The organism is Rathayibacter sp. AY1C2 (genome assembly GCF_002931195.1).
Lineage (GTDB): Bacteria > Actinomycetota > Actinomycetes > Actinomycetales > Microbacteriaceae > Rathayibacter.
Genome location: NZ_PSWG01000021.1, coordinates 11697 through 31497, shown reverse-complemented (window position 1 = coordinate 31497; position 19801 = coordinate 11697). Strand labels below are relative to the sequence as shown.

Below are 19801 nucleotides of genomic sequence, written 5' to 3'. Positions count from 1 at the left end.
GAGAAAAGGAATCAGAATGGCCCCCAAGAAGAAGGTCACCGGCCTGATCAAGCTCCAGATCAAGGCCGGCGCGGCCAACCCCGCGCCCCCGATCGGTCCGGCGCTCGGTCAGCACGGCGTCAACATCATGGAGTTCTGCAAGGCGTACAACGCGCAGACCGAGTCGCAGCGCGGCAACGTCATCCCCGTCGAGATCACCGTCTACGAGGACCGCTCGTTCACCTTCGTGCTGAAGACCCCGCCCGCGGCGGAGCTCATCAAGAAGGCCGCCGGCGTCGCCAAGGGCTCCTCGACCCCGCACACCGTGAAGGTCGCGAAGCTCACCCAGGCGCAGGTCCGCGAGATCGCCGAGGCGAAGCAGGTCGACCTGAACGCCAACGACATCGACGCCGCCGCGAAGATCATCGCCGGCACCGCCCGCTCGATGGGCATCACGGTCGAGTAGCGCGACTCGCTGCTCGACGGCGGGAGCGACGCGCCCACCGGCGCGGACCCACCGCGGAAGCCTCGAGAACCCGACGGCGGCCCCTCAGCGGGGTCGCACGCCCGGTCCGGAAACGCCTCTGCACGACCTCTCCGCCTCCCGCGAGCAGCAGTCACGGCCGCGATCGCGGCACCACTAGAACTCCATCACCCCCGTGGGAGAGCCCGCCAGGCTCTAGAACCACATTCTCGTTTCAAGGAGAAACAACATGGCACAGAAGTCGAAGGCCTACCGGGCCGCCGCGGCCAAGCTCGAAGAGGGCAAGTTCTACACGGCCGACGAGGCCGTCGCGCTCGCCCGCGAGACCGGTTCCGCCAAGTTCAACAGCACCGTCGAGGTCGCCCTCAAGCTCGGTGTCGACCCCCGCAAGGCCGACCAGATGGTCCGCGGCACGGTCATCCTGCCCCACGGCACGGGCAAGACCGCCCGCGTCATCGTGTTCGCGACCGGTCCGGCCGCCGAGGCCGCGCTGGCCGCCGGTGCCGACGAGGTCGGAGGCGCCGAGCTCATCGAGAAGGTCGCGGGCGGGTACACCTCGTTCGACTCCGCCGTCTCGACCCCGGAGCTCATGGGCCAGGTCGGCCGTCTCGGAAAGGTGCTCGGCCCCCGCGGCCTCATGCCCAACCCGAAGACCGGCACCGTGACCCCGGACGTGGCGAAGGCCGTGACCGAGATCAAGGGCGGAAAGATCGAGTTCCGCGTCGACAAGCACGCCAACGTGCACCTCGTCGTGGGCAAGGCCGCGTTCACCGAGGAGCAGCTCCAGGAGAACTTCAAGACCGCGCTCGACGAGATCCTCCGCCTCAAGCCGTCCTCCTCGAAGGGCCGCTACATCCAGAAGGCCGCCGTCTCGACGACCTTCGGCCCCGGCATCCCGCTGGACGTCAACGTCCTGGCCTGAGCCGAGCACGCACTGACGTGAGGAGGGGGTCCGCTTCGGCGGGCCCCCTCCTTCGTCTTCCCGGCATACTGGACCGGTGATCCGCCGCTCCACTCCGCCGCGCCTCCCGTGACCGTCCGCCGCGCGTCGGCCGCCGATGCCGAGGCCCTGGCCGAGCTGGCCGCCGCGACCTTCCCGCTGGCCTGCCCGCCGCACACCACCGCGGAGGCGAAGGCCGAGTTCGTGCGCACCGTGCTCTCGGTCGAGCGCTTCCGCGACCACCTCGCCGATCCGCTCCGCTCGCTCCTGGTCGACGACGACTCCGGCGCGCTGACCGGCTACGCGATGCTCGTGCGCGGGGAGCCCGCCGACGCCGACGTCGTCGCGGCGATCCGGCTGCGTCCGACCGTCGAGCTCAGCAAGTTCTACCTCCTGCCCGGCCGGCACGGCTCCGGAGCGGCGGCCGCGCTGATGGCCGCGACCCTCGAGGAGGCGCGGGCTCACGGTGCCGCGGGCGTCTGGCTCGGCGTCAACGAGGAGAACGCGCGCGCTCAGCACTTCTACTCCAAGCACGGCTTCGCGGTCGTCGGCCGCAAGCGCTTCCTCGTCGGCGACCGCTGGGAGGACGACTTCGTCCTCGAGCGCTCTCTCTCCTGACCCTCCCCGCGAGACGCCGCCCGGGTACGCGACACGCTCCGCGTGGCGTACCGGAGCGGCATCTCGCCGAGGTCAGCCCTCGGAGACGGTGAGGACGATCTTGCCGCGGGTGTGGCCCGTCTCGAGCTGCTCGTGCGCCTCGCAGGCGCGGGCGAGGGGGAAGATGCCGTCGATGAAGACGCGGACGTCGCCCGACTCGAGAAGGCGCGAGACCACGCCGAGGGTCGCCCCGTCGGGAGCGACGCGGTAGGTGGAGGCGCGCACGCCCGCAGCGGCCGCCTCCTCGAAGAACCCGGGCCAGCTCCCGGTGGGCGCGTTCACGATCAGGCCCCCGGGGCGGAGGACCCTCAGCGAGCGCGAGCCCGTGTCGTCGTGGACGTTGCCGACCAGATCGATGACCACGTCGACGCCGGACAGCAGCTCGTCGAAGCGCTCGGCGGTGTGGTCGATCACCTGCGCGGCGCCGAGCTCGTGCAGCCACTGCAGGTTGCGGGTCGAGCCGGTCGCGATCACCGAGGCGCCGAAGTAGGCGGCGAACTGCACCGCGAAGTGGCCGACTCCGCCCGACCCGGCGTGGATGAGGATCCGCTGGCCCTCGTGCGCCTTGGCGAGCTCGACGACCATGCCCCAGGCGGTGAGCGCCGCGAGCGGGACGCCGGCCGCTTCGACGTGCGAGAGCGTCGACGGCTTCCGCGCGATGGAGACGCTCGGCACGCTGACGTACTCCGCGTAGGAGCCCGAGTAGCGCGGCACCATGACGAAGCCGTAGACCTCGTCGCCCGGCCGCAGCGGATGCGCCGGGTAGGGGCTCGAGACGACGACGCCCGAGAAGTCGTGGCCGAGGACCGCAGGGTAGGAGGCGATCTGCGAGGCGACCCCCTGGCCCGCGCGCGTCTTCGCGTCGAGCGGGTTCACGCCGGCCGCGACCACCTTCACGGTGAACTCGGCGTTGATGGCGGAGGGTGTCGGCACGGTCGCCAGGTGCAGGGCGGAGGCGTCGCCCGGCGCGTCGATCACCGCCGCCGTCATCGTGTCGGGGAGGACGACCTCCTCCGGGATCTCGCCGATCGCGAGGCCGTGCCCGAGCGCGCTGGTGTGCATCGTCGCCTTTCCTGTCGCTGAGGCGTGCGGGTGGAGCGTGCCGAGGACGTCGCCCCCGATCCCCGCATCCGACGCCGCGACCAGTCAATCGAGGCAATGAGTCGGCGCTGTTACGGGGGTGTCACCCTCGGGAGAAGATTGGCGCGCGGAGCCGCGGGCGCCCGGTCTGGCACGATGAGGGGATGCGACGCCGACGTACCCTGCTGGTCGGCGGTGCCCTCCTTGTCCTGGCCGGGCTCGTGGTCCTCCTGGCCGCCCGGATCAGCATCGGCACCAGCCGCTGGGTCTACGTCAGCGAGATGGGCGCGCCGGACCTGCCGACGGCGGGCGCCTTCGAGGCCGCTCTTCTGCTCGTGGCGGCCGGCGGCGCGCTGATCGCCGCGGGCGCCTGGCCGGTGCGCGCCCGCCTGCTCCCCGCCCTCCGCCCGGCGGGCGCGATCCTCCTGGCGGCCGCCTGCTTCGCGCTCGCCTCGCAGGTGACCTGCACGGCGGGCTGCCCGCTGCCGGTCGGGCCGGCCTTCCGCTGGCAGGACCTCATCCACACCTCGGCCGCCGTCCTCGGCTTCGGGGCCGCCTGCGCCGCGATGCTCCAGCTGGCGACCGTGCGGGGGCGCCCTGCGGTCGCGCGGCTCTCGCTCGCCGCCGGGATCTCGGTGGCGGTCGTCGCCGGGACGGGCGGGATCCTGTCGCTCCTGCGCGTGTGGCTGCGGCTCGGCGGCACGCTCGAGTTCGTGGCGACGGCGATCGCAGTGCTCTGGCTCGCGTTCGTCGGCCTGGTGCTCGCGCTCGAGGACCTCAGCGGTGAGCGAGCCAGCCGCGGACGTGCCCGCGGATCCGGTCCTGCTGAGCGGCGAAGCCCTCGTCCCGCGACGGCACCCGCTCGCAGTCCGCATCCGGAAGAGCCCTAGCCCACGCCTCCGCGACCTCGACCGGGTGCACGGGGTCGCGCTCGGCCGCGATCACCAGTGTGCGCGCGATGACCTCGCCCAGCTCTCCGGAGTCGCGGTAGGCGGCGTTCCGCGGGATCTGGGCGAGCCGGACGGCGCGCTCGGCCGCGCGCGGGGAGCGGAACTGCAGCGTCAGCGCCTCCGCCGACGCGGGGGACACCTCGGCGGCGCGCGCGAACAGGCCCGAGGCGCGGAACATCCGCTCGCCGCGCTTCGCGCCGTGGTCGTGCAGCAGCTGCGCGATGACGGGGAACACGGTGAGGTTCTCGGGCAGCGGCTCGGCGGTGAAGGCGGGACGCACGAAGACGGCGCGGTCGATCGGCAGCACGCGTCTGACCGCGAGGCGCAGGGCGATCGCCGCGCCCATCGAGATGCCGAGCACCGTGAGCGGCTTGTGCGCGGCTCCGGCGCGCACGACCTCCTCCGTCACCTCGTCGGCGAGCGCCTCGAGGGCGAAGTCGCCGGGCGCGCCGAGCAGCTCGGAGGCGCCGTGGGCGCGGACGTCCGGAGCGATGACCTCGCTGCCGGCGGGGAGGGCGGAGCGCAGCAGCCCCAGCGGCTGGGAGCGGTCGCCGCCCAGGCCGTGCAGGAGGAGGACCGTCACCGGGCGCGCGTCCGCTCGTGCAGCTCGGCCATCAGCATCCCCGCCAGGCGGACGAGGATGTGGATCTCGTCCTCGTCGCGGTCGACCCAGCGGGAGTTCGGCTCGCCCTCGATCGGCACGAAGTCGCGGTGCTGCTCCCAGACGACGAGCGTGCGCTCGGCGCCGAGGACGTACTGCTGCCAGAAGACCTGCCGCAGGTAGTGGCGCGGGATGCTCCGCCACGGCTTCGTCGTGGTCTTGATCTCGCAGAGCTCGAGCCGGCCGTCCTCGCGGAGGCCGATGCCGTCGGGCGTGGCGAGGTGGCGCCGCTCCTGGCTCGCGTGGAAGAGGGTGCTGCTGGGCTCGATCGCGTGCTCGCTCCGCACCCAGGCGGCGATCTCGGGCTCGCGGGCGCGGCCGTGGTCGGTGAAGGCGTTGCCGCCGAAGCCGGTGCCGTAGAGCTTGTCGAGCGCTGCCTTGCCGATCGCGGCGGGGGAGGAGAGGCGGGCGACGTCGGTCGCCGTGATGCCGCGCGAGCGGGCGCGGAGCCAGGCGACGCGGTCCGAGGAGTCGGCGACGACCCTCCGGAGGTGCGGGGGCTCGGCGTCCGTGAAGACGGGCTGCGTCTCCCAGGGGAAGGAGAGCTGCAGGTCGGGCACCGATTCATTCTCTGCCCCCTGCGGCGCCCGGTCGAATCGGCACGCCGACCCGCGGCGTCTCACCGGGGCGCGACGGCTCGCGCCGGCGGCTCAGGCGTCGAGGAAGGCGTCGACGTGCGCGGGGGAGAGGAGGTGGCGCCGGACCATCAGGGCGGCGCCGCGGACGCCTCCGCCCTGGGCCGCGGCCTGCACGATGTCGAGCGCGCGGGTCGCCAGGGGGAGGGAGCGGCGGTAGACGACCTCGCGGACCCCGGCGAGGACCTCGTGGCTGGCCTGGGCGATGCTGCCGCCGACGACGATGACGGACGGGTTCAGGAGGTTCACGCAGGTGGCGAGCACCTCGCCGATGTCGCGGCCGGCGGCGCGCGTGAGCTCGACGGTGGTGGGGTCCCCGCCGGTCAGCAGGGTGACGACGTCGGAGGTGCTGGCGGCGTCGATCCCGGACTCGGTCAGGCGGCGGGCGATCGCCGAGCCGCTCGCGATCGCCTCGAGGTCGGCCTCGCCGCGGTCGCCGGGGACCTGCACGTGGCCCAGGTCGCCCGCCGCTCCGAGGGCTCCACGCTGCAGGGCGCCGCCGCTGACGATCCCGGCTCCGATGCCGGTGGAGACCTTCACGTAGAGGAGGTCGTCGACGTCGGCGTAGTGGTCGGCGTGCTCGCCGAGCGCCAGCAGGTTCACGTCGTTGTCGACGAGGACGGGCACGGGGAGGCGGCGGCCGACGAACTCCGGGATGTCGAAGCGGTCCCAGCCGGGCATGATCGGCGGCTTCACCGGGCGGCCCGTCGCGTGCTCGACGGGTCCGGGGACGCCGACGCCGACTCCCGCGAGCGGGCCGGCCGCCGGAGTCCGGCCGAGCAGGGCCGCGGCGACGTCGAGGGCGTGGCCGAGGACGGCGAGGGGGCCGTCGGCGATGGCGATGCTCTCGCGGCGGCGGGCGAGGACCGTGCCGTCGAGGTCGGTCAGGGCGACGACGGCGTGCGCGGCGCCCAGGTCGACGGCGAGGAGGCTGCGCGCCCGGGGGTCGAAGGCCACGCGGGCGGCGGGACGGCCTCCGGAGGAGGGGGCGTCGTCCTGCCGGGCGACCAGGCCGGAGGCGGTGAGGACGTCGAGCTGAGCGGAGACGGCCGCGCGCGGCAGGCCCGTCTCGGCGACCACGTCGGCCCGCGTCCGGGGCGCCCCGTCGGCCAGCAGGAGCAGGAGCTCGCCGACCGCGCTGACGGTGATGCGGCGGCGCGGGGACATGGCCAGAGTCAACCACAGCGCCCGTGCTTCTGTGCGGCGGGTGCCCGACTTGGCGGGCGCGCAGGGCTAGTTTTGCTTGTCCGTGAGCAAAAGTCCGCGTAGGGTTCGAGGCACACCTTTCGATGCGATCAGGAGCCCCACCGGTGGCCACACCCCCAGACCTCTCTGTCCAGCTGTACTCGGTGCGCGAGCCGCTCGCGGCCGATCTGCCCGCCACCCTTGACCGCCTCGCGGCGATCGGCTTCACCACGGTCGAGCTCTTCGGGTTCGTCGACCTGGCCGACGCCTACCGCGCGGCGCTCCCGGCCAGCGGACTGCGCGCTCCCAGCGCCCACGCGCGCCTCCTCGGCCCGCAGGGCGACGCCACCGTCGACGAGATCCTCGACACGGCCGCCTCGCTCGGCGTCGAGACCGTGATCGACCCCTTCGTCGACCCGACCCGCTGGACCACCGCGGACGACGTCGCCCGCATCGCCGACGAGCTGAACGCGCTGGTCGACTCCGCCGCCGCCCGCGGCCTGGTGCTCGGCTACCACAACCACGCCTTCGAGTTCGAGAACCGCGTCGACGGCCGCAGCGCCTTCGAGCACCTCGCGAGCCTGCTCGACTCGCGCATGGTCCTCGAGCTCGACACCTACTGGGCGGCCGTCGGCGGCGACGACCCGGTCGAGGTGCTCGGACGCCTCGGCGACCAGGTGCGCTTCCTGCACGTGAAGGACGGCCCGATCTCGGCCGACACCCAGGAGCAGCTGCCCGCGGGCGAGGGCGCGATGGACGTCCCGGCGATCCTCGCCGCCGCTCCGCAGGCCCTGCCCGTGCTGGAGTTCGACGCCTACGCCGGCGACATCTTCGAGGGCCTGGAGTCGGCCCACCGCTACGTCTCGGGGCTCGGCGCATGAGCGGCACCGGCCGCGTGGGCGTCGGCGTCATCGGCGCCGGCAACATCAGCACCCAGTACCTGACCAACCTCACCGTCTTCCCCGACCTCGAGGTGCTCTTCGTCGCCGACATCGACCTCGAGCGGGCGAGGACCCAGGCCGAGGCCTTCGGCGTCCCCGCCTCCGGCACCGTCGAGGAGCTCCTCGCGCACGAGGGCATCGAGATCGTCGTCAACCTCACGATCCCGGCCGCGCACGTCGAGGTCGCGCGCCGCGCGGTCGAGGCGGGCAAGCACGTGTGGACCGAGAAGCCCTTCTCGCTCGACCGCGACAGCGGGATCGAGCTGCTCGCGCTGGCCAAGGAGAAGGGGCTGCGCGTCGCGACCGCTCCCGACACCTTCCTGGGCGCGGGCCTCCAGACGGCGCAGCGCGTGATCGAGAGCGGAGCCATCGGCACGCCGCTCTCGGCCCTCACCCTCTTCCAGGGCCCCGGCCCCGAGTCGTGGCACCCGAACCCGGAGTTCTTCTTCGCCGAGGGCGGTGGACCGCTGCTGGACATGGGCCCGTACTACATCACCACGCTCGTGCAGAACCTCGGCCCCGTCGAGAGCGTCACCGCCGTCTCGTCCCAGGCCCGCGCCACCCGCGTGGTGGGCTCCGGCCCGAAGGAGGGCACCGAGTTCCCGGTGACCATCCCGACGCACATCGGCGGGCTGCTCCGCTTCGAGTCCGGGGCCTCGGCCCAGGGCGTGTGGAGCTTCGAGTCGAGCCTGCCGCGCACCGGCTTCGTCGAGATCAACGGCTCCGAGGGCACCCTCGTCCTCCCCGACCCGAACCAGCACGACGGAGAGATCACCCTGCACCGCCGCGGGTCCGCCGAGCCGGAGGTCATCGCGGCGACCGGCTCGACCGCCTCCCGCGGCACCGGCGTGCTCGAGCTCGCCCGTGCGATCCGGGCCGACCGCCCCGAGGCCGCCTCCGGAGACCTCGCGTACCACGTCACCGACGTGATGCTCTCGCTCCTCGAGGCCGCCGAGACCGGCGAGAAGGTCCTCGTCACGAGCTCCGTGACGCCCCGCCCCGCACTGCCCGAGAGCTGGGACCCGACCGAAGCGACCCTCTCCTGATGCCCGCGCCCCTGCGCGTCGGCGTGCTCGGCGGCGGCTTCATGGCGGCCGTGCACAGCCGCGCGGCCCGCAGCGCCGGAGCGGTGCTCGCCGGAGTCGCCTCCTCCACCCCGGAGAAGGGCGAGCGGGCGGCGGCCGAGCTCGGCGTCGAGCGCGCCTACCCGGACGCCCGGGCCCTGATCGAGGACGAGAGCATCGACCTCGTGCACGTCTGCACCCCGAACGCCACGCACGCCGCACTCGCGCTCGCGGCGATCGAGGCGGGCAAGCACGTGGTGTGCGAGAAGCCGCTCGCCGCGACGCTGCGGGAGGCGGAGTCGCTCGCTGCGGCCGCGTCCTCCGCCGGCGTGGTGGCGACCGTCCCGTTCGCCTACCGCTTCCACCCGATGGTGCGCGAGGCCCGTGCCCGCGTCGCCTCCGGCGAGACCGGCCGCCTGGTCACGGTCCGCGGGAGCTACCTCCAGGACTGGCTGCTGGGCGCCTCCGACGACAACTGGCGCGTCGACCCGGCCGCCGGCGGCCGCTCGCGCGCCTTCGGCGACATCGGCTCGCACCTGGTCGACCTGCTGGAGTTCGTCACCGGCGACCGGATCGACTCGCTCGCCGCGATCACGAGCACCGTCCACGCCGAGCGCGGCGGCCGCCCGGTGACCACCGAGGACGTGGCCGGCCTGATCGTCCGGCTCGAGGGCGGCGCCGTCGGCACGCTCCTCGTCTCGCAGGTCACCGCGGGCCACCGCAACGAGCTGGTGCTCGAGGTGTCCGGGCTGGAGGAGTCGCTGCGCTTCGAGCAGGAGCTCCCCGAGACGCTGTGGGTCGGCCGGCGCGACAGCGCCCTCCTGGTGCCGCGCGACGCCTCGATCCTCGCGCCCGATGCGGCCCGGCTCTCGATCGTGCCGAGCGGTCATCCGATGGGCTACCAGGACGCCTTCACGGCGTTCGCCCGCGACACCTACGCCGCCGTGGCGGGCGCCGACGTGGAGGGTCTGCCGACCTTCGCCGACGGCCTCCGCGCGGCGCGCATCACCGAGGCCGTGCTCGACGCGGCCGAGACAGGCGTCTGGGTGACCGTGCCCGCCGCCGACGACCGGACGGAGATCGCCGCATGAGCGACGAGAAGACCTACCCCGCCACCCACCCCGTGACGCTGTTCACCGGCCAGTGGGCCGATCTGCCCTTCGAGGAGGTCGCCCGACTCGCCGCCGAGTGGGGCTACGACGGACTCGAGATCGCGGCCTCGGGCGACCATCTCGACCTCAAGCGCGCGGACGAGGACGACGCCTACGCCGCCTCGCGTCTGGAGATCCTCGACCGCTACGGCCTCGAGGTCTTCGCCATCTCGAACCACCTCACCGGCCAGGCCGTCTGCGACGACCCGATCGACTTCCGCCACAAGGCACTCGTGCGCGACTACACCTGGGGCGACGGCGACGCGGAGGGGGTGCGGCAGCGCGCCGCCGAGGACATGAAGCGCTCGGCGCGGGTCGCCCGCAAGCTCGGCGTGAACGTGGTCGTCGGCTTCACCGGCTCGAAGATCTGGCCCTACGTGGCGCAGTTCCCGCCGGTGCCGGCCTCCGTCATCGACGAGGGGTACGAGGACTTCGCGACCCGCTGGAACCCGATCCTCGATGAGTTCGACGCGAACGGCGTGGTCTACGCGCACGAGGTGCACCCGTCCGAGATCGCCTACGACTTCTGGTCGAGCGTGCGCACCCTCGAGGCGATCGGGCACCGCCCGGCCTTCGGCTTCAACTGGGATCCGTCGCACATGATGTGGCAGGACATCGACCCGGTCGGCTTCATCGTCGACTTCGAGGACCGGATCTACCACGTCGACTGCAAGGACACCCGCCTGCGCCCGAAGAACGGCCGCGCGGGCGTGCTCGGCTCGCACCTGCCCTGGGGCGACCCGCGCCGCGGCTGGGACTTCGTCTCGACGGGGCACGGCGACGTCCCGTGGGAGGACGCGTTCCGGGCGCTGGAGTCGATCGGCTACTCCGGCCCGATCTCCATCGAGTGGGAGGACGCCGGGATGGACCGCCTCCACGGCGCGAAGGAGGCCGTCGGCTTCATCCGCTCGCTGCTCTGGAGGACCCCGACCGCGTCGTTCGACGCCGCGTTCTCGAACCAGTAGCCGCGCGGCTCCCCTCGGCGGGATCCCGCTCCGGCCCGCAGCGCACGTCGCGCGCGCCGGATCGGGGTCCTGCAGGCGGGGGTGGGGTCAGTCGGCGGCCTTGGCGGCGCGCTCGGACTTGATGCGGGCCTGCTCGCGGCGGACCTCCGCGTAGCGGTTCTGCTCGACGCGCAGCCACTCGGGGACCTCGTCGAGCAGGGCCTGGATCTCGGGAGTGGTCAGCGCCTCGGTGACGCCGCCGCGGGCGAGCCCCGAGATGGAGACGTTCAGCCGGGAGGCGATGACGGAGCGGGGGTGCGGCCCCTCCTCGCGCAGCTGCACGAGCCAGGCGGGCGGGTTTGCGGCGAGCTCGTCGTACTGCTCGCGCGTGATCGCCGACTCCTGGAACTCCTCCGGGGTCGCGGGCAGGTAGACCTGCAGCTTCTTCGCCGCGGTCGCAGCCTTCATCGTCTGTGTCGCCTTGGCCATGCGGCAACCCTACCGGCGCGGCGCGGACCACCTACCCTGAGGGGATGAGCGAGCAGCCCGAGACCGTCGACCCGCAGGCCGCTCCCGAGGCGGAGGGGCGTCCGGAGGGCGGGGCGGACGCGACGGCGGACGACGCGTCGGCCGGATCGGGTGCGGTCGGCGCCGGAGCCGGAACCGAGTCGGACGACACGGACGGCGCCTCCGAGGACGGCGACTCCGACCACCTCGACTCCGACCACCTCGACTCCGACGATCTCGACGCCGAGGACAGCGACTCCGACGACAGCGATGTCGACGACGCCGACGACTCCGACGACGCCGACTCCGACGCCGAGGACGCCGTCCCCGCCGGCCCCGTGCTCGCCGTCGCCCTCGTGCCCGGCGTCACCCCCACCAAGTGGACCCGCGTCTGGGGCCAGCGCCGCTCCGATCTCCCGCTGCGCATCACCGTCGTCGCCGAGCGCGATCAGGAGCAGGCGCTGCTCGACGGCCGCGCGCAGCTGTCGTTCGTCCGCGGCGACGTCTCCTCCTCCGCCCTCAGCTCCATCCATCTCTACGACGAGCAGCCCGTCGCCGTCGTCGGCCGCGAGCACGCCCTGGCCGCCGCGGACGAGCTCGACGTCGCCGAGCTGGCCGGCGAGCACCTCCTCCAGGATCCGGAGGACGTGCCGGAGTGGGCCGCGGTCGCCGAGGAGCTCGCGGACGGCTCGCGGCGCCCGCTGCCGCGCATGGCCGGCCTCGACGACGCGGTCGAGCAGGTCGCGGCCGGCGTGGGCGTGCTGATCGTGCCGCAGTCGGTGGCGCGCGTGCACAGCCGCAAGGACGTCACCGCGGTGCCGGTGACCGGCGTCGCTCCCTCCTCCGTCCGCCTCGCCTGGGTGACGGACGACAAGGGCGACGACGTCGAGGACTTCATCGGAGTCGTCCGCGGCCGCAGCGCGAACACCACGCGCGGAACCGCCGCGACGCCGAAGGTCGAGTCGCGGGCGAAGGCCGCCAAGGCGAAGGCGCGGGAGGCGCGCGAGAAGGCGGAGAGGGCCGGCGGCGGCAAGAAGAAGCCGGCCCGCGCCACGGCGTCCGCGCCGGCGGTGCGGCGCACCCGCAAGCCCCGCGGCCGCTGACCGTGGCCGACGACGCCGACTGGTCGCTCCGCCCCGCGACCGCGGAGGACGCCGCGGCGATCGCCGAGCTGCGCGCGGTCGTCATGCGCCCGTCGCTCGAGACGCTCGACCGCTACGACGAGCACCGCGTGCGGCACCGCTTCCTCGACGGCTACCGGCCCGAGCTCACCCGGGTGATCGAGCTCGACGGCGCCTTCGCCGGGAGCATCGCCGCGCGGGTCGAGCCGGACGCGGTCTGGATCGAGCACTTCTACCTGGCGCCGCACGCGCAGGGCCGCGGTGTCGGCGGCGCCGTCCTGCGCCGGGTGATGGCGGAGGAGGCGAGGCCGGGCCTGCCCTTCCGCCTCGACGTGCTGAAGCGCAGCGACGCCCGCCGCCTCTACGAGCGGCACGGCTTCCGGTTCGAGCGCGCTCTGGAGTGGGACGACATCCTGGTCACGCCGCCCGTCTCCTGACCCCTGATCGGGGAGGACGACGGGACGCGGGCCGCCGTTAGCATGAGCGCGATCCCCTCCGCCGGGTCGACCGCAGGGCGACCTCCTCCTGGAAGCAGGCACTCCGCCGTGTCCCCGCTCGTTCTGAGGTCCGCCGCCTCCGCGGTCCTCGTCGCCGCCCTGGCGATCAGCTCCAGCCCGCTCGCCTCCGCCGCATCGGCGGCCGCGCCGTCGGCCGCCCCCGTCGCCGCCTCCGACGCGCCCCGCTCGATCGTGCTCCCCGAGGGGCAGCCGCTCTGGCAGCCCAGCGCCGAGTCCCCCCTGCCCGCCGTGCCGGATGAGGCGCCGAGCGCCGCCCGTGCGAGCGCTGCGGCGTCGATCAGCGGCCGTGTCGTGGTCGAGGAGGCCGACGGCTCGATCGCGACCACCACCCCCCGCGGCGCCCTCCTGAACGTCGAGGTCTGGTCGAGCGAGGCGGGGCTCCTCGGGAACCACTCCGTCGCCGGCGACCTCACCTTCAGCATCGACGGGCTCACCGCCGGGCAGACCTACTACCTGCTGATCAAGGACAACGCCGACCTGTACGCCGACCTCTGGTCCGGCGGCAGCGCCGTCGCCCGCAGCGCCGAGCCGCTCCAGGCCCCGGCGGCCGGCGTGCAGCTGCGCACCGCACGGCTGGGGTCGCTCGAGGGACGCCTGAGCGGCGTCGCGGGCGACCAGCGCGTCGACATCTGGTACCGCGACCCGGGAACCGACGGCTACTTCCGCACCGGCGAGCTCGACCTGATCACGGGCGGCGACAACCCGTACTCGTTCCAGCAGGTCGTCCCCGGCGACTACCTCGTCCGGGCGTCGAGCCGCGACGACGTGATCGACGACAGCTACTGGGACCACGTCCTCCGCTCGGGCGACGCGGGCGACGTGCGCGTCCCGGTGGGCGGATCGGCCGCCGGGATCGACCTCTCGCTGAGCAGCGACTACCAGCAGTACACCGGCCGCCTCGCCGGATCGGACCGCTACGCGACCTCGGTGGAGGCGACGGGCTACTTCTCCCCGGGCATCCCGGTGCTCTACGTGGCCAGCGGGGCGAACTGGCCGGATGCGCTGAGCGCCGGCCCGGCCGCCGCCGCCCTCGGAGGCGCGCTCCTGCTCACCGATCCCGACCGCCTGCCTCGGGTCGTCTCCGACGAGATCCGCCGCCTCCGCCCGGAGCGGGTCGTGGTCGTCGGCAGCGAGCTGAGCGTGAGCCCCGGGGTCCTGTCCGAGATCCGCTCGATCGTCGGCGGCACCGAGCGCATCGGCGGGACGGACCGCTACGACACCTCCCGCCGGATCGTCGCAGACGCCTTCGGCACCGGCCCCTACTCGAACATGTTCGTCGCGACCGGCACGAACTTCCCCGACGCCCTGTCGGCCGCGCCGATCGCCGGCTGGCGGGCGCAGCCCGTGCTGCTGGTCGACGGTGCGACCTCGGGCGCCGACTCCGCGACCGAGACCGCAGTGCGCGACCTGGCGCCGGAGCACGTGGAGTTCCTCGGCGGCGACCCCTCGATCCGGGACGCGTACGTGGCGGACTTCGCGCGTCGCGGCCTCGCCCCCTCGGTCTCGAGGATCGCCGGCCGCGACCGCTACGAGACCAGCGTCAAGCTGAACAGCGCCTACCCCCAGTCGCTGCTGCAGGACAGCGTCTTCCTCGCCGCGGGGTCCTCCTTCGCCGACGCCCTCTCGGGAGCGACGACGGCGGCGGCCCTGGGCTCGTCCGTGCTGCTGACCGAGCGCGACTGCGTGCACGACTCGACGCTGCGCTTCCTGGCCTCCAACTCGAAGAACTACGCGTTCCTGCTCGGCGGGGAGCCGACCCTCACCGAGGACGTGGCGAACCTCCGCAACTGCGAGTACGACTTCTGACGACGCGTGCTCCCGGGGTCCGGGGCTAGGGTGCGAGCATGCCCACGAGCGATGAGACCTGGACCCTGGCCGAGCACGACGTACCGGTGTACCGCAGCGGTGAGGGCGGCCGCGCGCTGATCCTGATCCACGAGGTCTGGGGGGTCGACGGGCACATCCGCTCGGTCGCCGACCGCTACGCGGCCGAGGGCTACAGCGTCGTCGCCCCCGAGCTCCTGGCCGACAGCGGCCTGCTCGAGCAGCTCGACGAGGAGCAGCGCGCCGACCACGACCACCCGGTGCGGCGCCTGCCGCGCCAGGTCGAGCTGCGCACCTTCTTCGCCCCCGTCTTCACTCCGGAGCACGCGACGCGCACCGTCGCGATCCTCCGCGCCCTCGTCGAGCGGCTCCTGCGCCAGGAGGGCGCGACCAGCGTCTCCGTCACCGGGTTCTGCTACGGCGGCACCTTCTCGTGGGCGCTCGCGCTGGCCGAGCCGCGGCTGGCGGCGGCCGTGCCGTTCTACGGGCACGTCACCGCGTCCGCCGAGGAGCTCGGCGCGCTGCAGGTGCCGGTGCTGGCGTTCCTGGGCGATCAGGACGCTCCCCTCGTCGAGCAGGTGCCGCGCCTCCGCGAGGCGACCGAGGGCAAGGACGTCGAGGTCGTCGTCTACCCGGGAGCGGGCCACGCCTTCTTCAACGACGCGAACGAGCAGACCTACCAGGCCGAGGCGGCGACCGACGCCTGGCCGCGGGCGCTCGCGTTCCTCGGAGCGCACGCGGGCTGAGCGGGCTGTGCGGGATCAGCGGGTGAGGATCCACGCCACCAGGTAGCTGCGCGAGTCGGCGCTGTCGATCGAGGAGTCCGGCAGGCGCTCCGCCCGCGCGAGAGCCGCGGCCGGGTCGCTGGTCGCCTGCAGCATCAGCACGTAGTCGGCGAGCGGCGCGCCTGGGGCTCCGGCCACGAGCTCGTCGACCCGCGAGGGGTCGGGGAGGAACGCGGTCGACGGCGGCATCGGGATCAGCTCGATCCCCAGCAGCGCCGAGGGTGTCGCGTCGAAGAAGGTGGCGTAGTCGCGCTTGCCGCCCCAGTTGATCGCGACGAACGGCGCTTCGAAGCCGACCGGCGTCTCCGGGCTCAGCCAGAGGTCTGCGGCCGCCTGCGTCTCGAGGGAGAGCAGCCAGCGCGCCTCCTCGAGCAGCGGCGCGTTCCCGGAGGCGGCGGCCCAGAGGGCGAGGCCGTTCCAGGCGTTGACCGCCTCGGACACCGACTCCTGGTCGTTGCCGTCCCGGGCCGGCGCGAGCCCCGAGGCCCAGGAGTGGCCGCGGTACGCGTCGAACACGCGCAGCCGCGGGAACTCGGCGGTGTCGACGGGAGAGGCGAGATCCAGGGCGAGCAGGTCCGCGACGGTCCGGTACCGCTCGAGGAGGGACGGGTCCTCGGCGGCCAGCATCCCGACGGCGGAGAGCAGGTAGCCGTAGTGGAAATGGTGGTCGTTGAACGCGTCGGACCCGAACGACGGCGCGGAGCCGACGACGCCTCCGAGCACCGGGTCGTAGACGACGCACTTCACGGCGCCCGGTGCGCAGCCGCGCGGGTCGAGCCACTGGTCGAGCTCGGCGGCGATCCGGTCGTGCAGGTCGGCCGCCACCTCCTCCAGGCCGAGGTCGACGGCGAGACGGTGCAGAGCAGCGGCGCGGAAGAGCTCCTTGCCGGCTCCGTAGGTGTCGGGCGCGGCGAAGCGGGTGGCCGCGGCGTCGAGCGGCACCTGCGTCCGGAGCGTCGTCTTCTCCTCGGCCGTGAGGGAGCTGAGATCGAGCGCCCCCGACTCGACGATCGAGGGGGCGGCGCGGGAGAACGACGTTCCCGCACGGAGCCCCACCCGGCCGTAGAGCGTGTCGTAGCCGATCGCCCCCTCGGCCCCGAGGCCGAAGAACGTCTCGGCGCCGCCCTCGGTCCGCAGCGCGTAGGTCGTGGTGGTGGTGCTCGCCGTGACGTCGTGGGAGACGCTCGCGCCCTCGAGGGGAACTGCGCGACGCCGAAGCTCGTCGATCCGCGCACCGCTCGCTCCCGGCGGCACCGCGAAGAGGAGCAGCGTGCCGTCCAGCGTCATCCGGGGGAACGCATCGAGGGCGGCGGCGGGCGCCACCAGCCCGTACCGCTGTCCGCCCGCGGTGACCAGGAGCAGGCCGTCGGCCACGCGCTCGGGTGAAGTGGCGCCTCCGATCAGCACCGTCTGGACGCTCTCGGTCCGGTAGGAGGCGTAGGGCCAGCCTTCGGCCGCGACGAGCTCACCGGCACCCGCGAGGCTCCAGTGCGCGACGAGGTCGTCGAACGCCGAGAGCGCCACAGCGCTCGAGGGGACCGTCACGGTGAGATCGTCCCGGGCGAGGGCGTAGACGGTCCGCGGAGCCGCCTCCACGATCGGGAGGCCCACGGTGAAGCCGTCGGCGCGCGGCGTGACGGTGAGGATCCCCGTGTAGAGCGGGAGATCCTCCCCGAACACCGGTCCGGACACCCACGAGTTCGTCGGCGGCCGCACCCCTTCGGCGAGCCGCGGCGTCCCCGCGTAGGGGCCGGGGACCTGCGGCAGCTCCCGCGCGTGCACGGACGCTGCCACGGCCCAGTCGGACGCGGAGCGGCCGGACGTGCATCCGGTGAGGCCCGCGAGCGCGAGCGCGAGGGCGAGAGCGAGGGCCGCCCCCGCCCCGCGCCTCACCGCGCGAACCCGCCGGGCGTGAAGAGCCTGCCGAGCTGGGCGACCAGCCAGCCGCCGAAGCCGTCGCCGTCGTCGCGGAGCCGCACCTCCGCCGCGACGGGAGCTCCGACCACGGTGTAGTCCTGCGTCGTGATCTCGTCGGTGCGCGCGCGGATGACGGTCGTCGCCCGCCCCTCGTGGAACCGCTCCACCTCGACGTCGTAGATCTCGGCGTCGACGGTCGTCCCGTCCGGCATCGCCACGGCGACGGTGCCGCCGATGGGGACCCGCGAGTAGTCCCGGGCGCCGAGCACGAACTCGCTCTCGAGGTGGATCGAGTCCGAGATCGCGACGACCGCGATCATCTGGTCCTCCTCGACGAAGGAGCCGATCTCGGCGTCGACCGACGTGACCACGCCGTCCAGCGCCGCCGTGAAGACCATCAGGCCGCCCTCCTCGATCCGGTAGCCGACATCGGCGCTGGTGAACGTCTTCGTCTGCATGTCGGACTCGAGGACGGTGCTCTGCAGGCTGAAGAGCACGTCGCCCTTCTCCACCGCGTCGCCGCGGGAGATCGTGAGGTCCTGGATCGTGCCCGCGTAGGGCGTCCCCAGCGAGTACTCGTCAGTGACGAGCTGAGCGCTTGCCGCCCGCACGGTGAGAGAGGAGTTGTTCGCGTAGACCAGGCCGGCGGCGGCGACGCCGAGCGCGAGGGCGCACGAGGCGAGGAAGCCGAGCCAGCGCAGCGCGGTCATGCCGCACCCACGGCGAGTCCGTGGCGTCCCGCGGCGGCGGGGCCGCTCGGAGCGACCACCTCGGCCTGGGCGGCGCGCTTCAGGAGGACGTGCTCGCGCGCCGCGATCACCGCGAACGCTCCGAGCGTGAGGGTGTTCAGGACGTTCCAGGCGAGCGCCACCGAGTACTCCGCGGTCCACTCCGCCTTGAGGAAGCCGACGACGGAGGTCGCGGCCAGGAACACCAGGAAGACCATCTGCACCTTGATGAAGTTGAAGGGCGAGGCGGCCTGCCCGGTCGCGCCCGTCGAGGTCCAGGCCGGCTTCCGGCCCGCGAGAGCGAGGAAGAACGCCTTCGTGTACATCGGGAAGGTGACGGTCGACAGCAGCAGCGTCTCCCACCGGAACGAGCCGATGATGAACAGCGCGAGCCCGATCTGCAGCACGTAGAACCCGCAGTAGAAGAGGATCCACTCGACGAGCGGCACCTCGAGGCTGACCGGCGTGATGTTCAGGTAGATCTGCAGCGGGGGCAGCACGATCAGGCCCAGCGGCACGATCCCGGTGAAGTAGAACGTGACGGTCATGAAGTACTGCACGCGCTGGTCGGTCGTGAGCCGGCGCTTCGGCGAGAACAGGTTGTGCTTGAGCAGGATCTCGAACCCGCCGACGGCCCAGCGGACCTGCTGGCGGACGAAGGCCTCGATCGTCTCGGGCGTGCGCCCGACCGCGAGGGTCATCGGCACGAAGATCGAGCGCCAGCCGCGCTCGTGCACGAAGATCGACGTCCAGATGTCCTCGGACTGCGAGCCCTCGTACATCCCGCCGATGTCGTCGAGGGCCTTGCGGCGGAAGACGGCGTTGGTGCCCACGCAGAAGGCGGAGTTGTACTTGTTCTTGCCCGGCTGGGTGAGGGCGTAGAAGACGATCTGCATGTAGGCGGAGCCGCGCGAGATGAAGTTGTGCGCGTTCCCGTAGACCTGCGGGGCCTGCACGAAGGCGACGTCGTCGTGGGCGAAGAAGGGGAGAGTCTCCTCCAGGAACTCCGGCACGGTCACGAAGTCGGCGTCGATCATCACGGCGAAGTCCGAGTCGGTCAGACGGAGCGCGTGGTTCACGTTGCCGGCCTTGGCACCCGCGCGGTCCTCGCGCACCACGTAGCGGACGCCCAGGCGCTCGGCGATCGCGGCGACCTGCGGGTCGTCCCCGTCGTCGAGGAGCCACGTCACGTGGGTGCCGCGCATGTCGCGGGCCGCACGGGCAGTCTCCTCGATGATCGCGGGGTCCTCCCTGTAGGTCGTGATGAAGACGTCGACGGTGATGCGGCGGCGGCCGAGGTAGAGGTCCTCGCCGATCGGGATGCCGTCGACCGGGCTCCCGTAGAGCGTCGCTCGAGCGGAGTGGAAGGCGGAGTCGCGCGGGTCGTAGGTGCTCGACAGGGCGGTCCACATCGTGAGCGCGGCCTGGCCGATCAGGTACAGCTCGCAGATGATGACGATGGCGAACGGGAGGGGGTCGCCGATGTTGCGCGGGTTGAGCAGGAAGGCGCCGTAGAGCAGAGCGCCGGCGCCGGAGAGGAGCACGATCATGATGAGCGAGGGCGACTGCTGCTTGGCGCGGCTGGTGACGGCACGGGGGCTGGCGACGCGCTGCTGGCGCGTCAGGAGCGGGCGGATCTCGGGTGGAGCGGGAGGACCAGGGCGGGCGGGGGTGCTGGGGTTCACGGGTGAGCTCTTCGGGTAGGTGGAAGTGGGGGCCCGGAGCGTCGT

General features: G+C 73.1%; 20 protein-coding genes. 12 read left to right on the top strand and 8 right to left on the bottom strand.

Features of this window, described 5'->3' with window-relative positions:
- The first annotated feature begins 16 nt into the window (after window positions 1-16).
- From rplK to C5C55_RS13325, 3 genes are all read left to right on the top strand, one after another.
- Window positions 17-445: a 50S ribosomal protein L11 gene (rplK, locus tag C5C55_RS13335; RefSeq protein WP_104223632.1), complete on the top strand. Its 429-nt coding sequence runs from the start codon at window positions 17-19 to the stop codon at window positions 443-445.
- Between the two features lie 247 nt (window positions 446-692).
- Window positions 693-1385 (top strand): 50S ribosomal protein L1, encoded by a 693-nt coding sequence (rplA, locus tag C5C55_RS13330; RefSeq protein WP_104223633.1) that lies wholly within the window; start codon window positions 693-695, stop codon window positions 1383-1385.
- Between the two features lie 108 nt (window positions 1386-1493).
- Complete coding sequence (locus C5C55_RS13325; RefSeq protein ID WP_104234234.1) at window positions 1494-2021, top strand: GNAT family N-acetyltransferase; 528 nt, start codon at window positions 1494-1496, stop codon at window positions 2019-2021.
- 72 nt (window positions 2022-2093) lie between these two features.
- Here the strand turns inward: C5C55_RS13325 and C5C55_RS13320 are convergent, their stop codons facing one another.
- Window positions 2094-3122: an NADP-dependent oxidoreductase gene (locus C5C55_RS13320; RefSeq protein WP_374952914.1), complete on the bottom strand. Its 1029-nt coding sequence runs from the start codon at window positions 3120-3122 to the stop codon at window positions 2094-2096.
- Between the two features lie 182 nt (window positions 3123-3304).
- On the opposite strand from C5C55_RS13320, the gene C5C55_RS13315 reads away from it, so the two are divergent.
- The gene (locus tag C5C55_RS13315) at window positions 3305-4030 is read left to right on the top strand and encodes a DUF998 domain-containing protein (RefSeq protein ID WP_104234233.1); all 726 of its coding nucleotides are present in this window, start codon (window positions 3305-3307) and stop codon (window positions 4028-4030) included.
- Here C5C55_RS13315 and C5C55_RS13310 read toward each other — a convergent pair.
- From C5C55_RS13310 to C5C55_RS13305, 3 genes are all read right to left on the bottom strand, one after another.
- Window positions 3918-4673: an alpha/beta fold hydrolase gene (locus tag C5C55_RS13310; RefSeq protein WP_181067859.1), complete on the bottom strand. Its 756-nt coding sequence runs from the start codon at window positions 4671-4673 to the stop codon at window positions 3918-3920. The genes C5C55_RS13315 and C5C55_RS13310 overlap by 113 nt on opposite strands.
- Window positions 4670-5302, bottom strand: coding sequence for a YqaJ viral recombinase family protein (locus C5C55_RS16360; RefSeq protein WP_104223661.1), 633 nt, complete (start codon window positions 5300-5302; stop codon window positions 4670-4672). The genes C5C55_RS13310 and C5C55_RS16360 overlap by 4 nt, the downstream gene beginning before the upstream one ends.
- Window positions 5303-5401: 99 nt before the next feature.
- On the bottom strand, window positions 5402-6553 hold the full coding sequence (locus C5C55_RS13305; protein WP_104223637.1) for an ROK family transcriptional regulator: 1152 nt from the start codon (window positions 6551-6553) through the stop codon (window positions 5402-5404).
- A gap of 143 nt (window positions 6554-6696) precedes the next feature.
- Here C5C55_RS13305 and C5C55_RS13300 point away from each other — a divergent pair, with 143 nt between their 5' ends.
- Genes C5C55_RS13300 through C5C55_RS13285 form a run of 4 tightly spaced genes read left to right on the top strand, consistent with a single transcriptional unit; the run spans window position 6697 to window position 10692 of the window.
- Window positions 6697-7452 carry a sugar phosphate isomerase/epimerase gene (locus tag C5C55_RS13300; protein WP_258072561.1) on the top strand — a complete coding sequence of 252 codons (756 nt, stop codon included), beginning with the start codon at window positions 6697-6699 and terminating at the stop codon, window positions 7450-7452.
- Complete coding sequence (locus C5C55_RS13295) at window positions 7449-8558, top strand: Gfo/Idh/MocA family protein (RefSeq protein WP_104234231.1); 1110 nt, start codon at window positions 7449-7451, stop codon at window positions 8556-8558. Before C5C55_RS13300 ends, C5C55_RS13295 begins: the two co-directional genes overlap by 4 nt.
- Entirely contained in the window at window positions 8558-9667 is a 1110-nt protein-coding gene (locus tag C5C55_RS13290; RefSeq protein ID WP_104234230.1) for a Gfo/Idh/MocA family protein, read from the top strand. Before C5C55_RS13295 ends, C5C55_RS13290 begins: the two co-directional genes overlap by 1 nt.
- Entirely contained in the window at window positions 9664-10692 is a 1029-nt protein-coding gene (locus tag C5C55_RS13285) for a sugar phosphate isomerase/epimerase (protein ID WP_181067858.1), read from the top strand. Before C5C55_RS13290 ends, C5C55_RS13285 begins: the two co-directional genes overlap by 4 nt.
- A gap of 87 nt (window positions 10693-10779) precedes the next feature.
- Here the strand turns inward: C5C55_RS13285 and C5C55_RS13280 are convergent, their stop codons facing one another.
- Complete coding sequence (locus C5C55_RS13280; protein ID WP_104223641.1) at window positions 10780-11160, bottom strand: DUF5997 family protein; 381 nt, start codon at window positions 11158-11160, stop codon at window positions 10780-10782.
- 44 nt (window positions 11161-11204) lie between these two features.
- Here C5C55_RS13280 and C5C55_RS13275 point away from each other — a divergent pair, with 44 nt between their 5' ends.
- The 4 genes from C5C55_RS13275 (at window position 11205) to C5C55_RS13260 (ending at window position 15387) form a co-directional block, all read left to right on the top strand.
- Complete coding sequence (locus C5C55_RS13275) at window positions 11205-12281, top strand: LysR substrate-binding domain-containing protein (RefSeq protein WP_104234229.1); 1077 nt, start codon at window positions 11205-11207, stop codon at window positions 12279-12281.
- Between the two features lie 2 nt (window positions 12282-12283).
- Window positions 12284-12736 (top strand): GNAT family N-acetyltransferase, encoded by a 453-nt coding sequence (locus C5C55_RS13270; protein WP_258065459.1) that lies wholly within the window; start codon window positions 12284-12286, stop codon window positions 12734-12736.
- Window positions 12737-12844: 108 nt separating this feature from the next.
- On the top strand, window positions 12845-14623 hold the full coding sequence (locus tag C5C55_RS13265; protein ID WP_104234228.1) for a cell wall-binding repeat-containing protein: 1779 nt from the start codon (window positions 12845-12847) through the stop codon (window positions 14621-14623).
- 38 nt (window positions 14624-14661) lie between these two features.
- Window positions 14662-15387 (top strand): dienelactone hydrolase family protein, encoded by a 726-nt coding sequence (locus tag C5C55_RS13260; RefSeq protein ID WP_104234227.1) that lies wholly within the window; start codon window positions 14662-14664, stop codon window positions 15385-15387.
- Window positions 15388-15402: 15 nt separating this feature from the next.
- Here the strand turns inward: C5C55_RS13260 and C5C55_RS13255 are convergent, their stop codons facing one another.
- The 3 genes from C5C55_RS13255 to C5C55_RS13245 are packed head-to-tail and all read right to left on the bottom strand — an operon-like array spanning window position 15403 to window position 19756.
- On the bottom strand, window positions 15403-17319 hold the full coding sequence (locus C5C55_RS13255) for a glycosyl hydrolase (RefSeq protein WP_104234226.1): 1917 nt from the start codon (window positions 17317-17319) through the stop codon (window positions 15403-15405).
- On the bottom strand, window positions 17316-18053 hold the full coding sequence (locus tag C5C55_RS16660; RefSeq protein ID WP_104247768.1) for a biotin/lipoyl-binding protein: 738 nt from the start codon (window positions 18051-18053) through the stop codon (window positions 17316-17318). The genes C5C55_RS13255 and C5C55_RS16660 overlap by 4 nt, the downstream gene beginning before the upstream one ends.
- Window positions 18050-19756: a glycosyltransferase family 2 protein gene (locus C5C55_RS13245; protein ID WP_104234225.1), complete on the bottom strand. Its 1707-nt coding sequence runs from the start codon at window positions 19754-19756 to the stop codon at window positions 18050-18052. The genes C5C55_RS16660 and C5C55_RS13245 overlap by 4 nt, the downstream gene beginning before the upstream one ends.
- Between the last annotated feature and the right edge of the window lie 45 nt (window positions 19757-19801).

What these genes read in the sequence shown, in the direction of transcription:
- rplK (WP_104223632.1), top strand. Translation starts at nt 17, where the DNA reads ATGGCCCCCAAGAAGAAGGTCACCGGCCTGATCAAGCTCCAGATCAAG.
- rplA (WP_104223633.1), top strand. Translation starts at nt 693, where the DNA reads ATGGCACAGAAGTCGAAGGCCTACCGGGCCGCCGCGGCCAAGCTCGAA.
- C5C55_RS13320 (WP_374952914.1), bottom strand. Translation starts at nt 3,122, where the DNA reads ATGCACACCAGCGCGCTCGGGCACGGCCTCGCGATCGGCGAGATCCCG.
- C5C55_RS13315 (WP_104234233.1), top strand. Translation starts at nt 3,305, where the DNA reads ATGCGACGCCGACGTACCCTGCTGGTCGGCGGTGCCCTCCTTGTCCTG.
- C5C55_RS13305 (WP_104223637.1), bottom strand. Translation starts at nt 6,553, where the DNA reads ATGTCCCCGCGCCGCCGCATCACCGTCAGCGCGGTCGGCGAGCTCCTG.
- C5C55_RS13295 (WP_104234231.1), top strand. Translation starts at nt 7,449, where the DNA reads ATGAGCGGCACCGGCCGCGTGGGCGTCGGCGTCATCGGCGCCGGCAAC.
- C5C55_RS13290 (WP_104234230.1), top strand. Translation starts at nt 8,558, where the DNA reads ATGCCCGCGCCCCTGCGCGTCGGCGTGCTCGGCGGCGGCTTCATGGCG.
- C5C55_RS13285 (WP_181067858.1), top strand. Translation starts at nt 9,664, where the DNA reads ATGAGCGACGAGAAGACCTACCCCGCCACCCACCCCGTGACGCTGTTC.
- C5C55_RS13280 (WP_104223641.1), bottom strand. Translation starts at nt 11,160, where the DNA reads ATGGCCAAGGCGACACAGACGATGAAGGCTGCGACCGCGGCGAAGAAG.
- C5C55_RS13275 (WP_104234229.1), top strand. Translation starts at nt 11,205, where the DNA reads ATGAGCGAGCAGCCCGAGACCGTCGACCCGCAGGCCGCTCCCGAGGCG.
- C5C55_RS13260 (WP_104234227.1), top strand. Translation starts at nt 14,662, where the DNA reads ATGCCCACGAGCGATGAGACCTGGACCCTGGCCGAGCACGACGTACCG.
- C5C55_RS16660 (WP_104247768.1), bottom strand. Translation starts at nt 18,053, where the DNA reads ATGACCGCGCTGCGCTGGCTCGGCTTCCTCGCCTCGTGCGCCCTCGCG.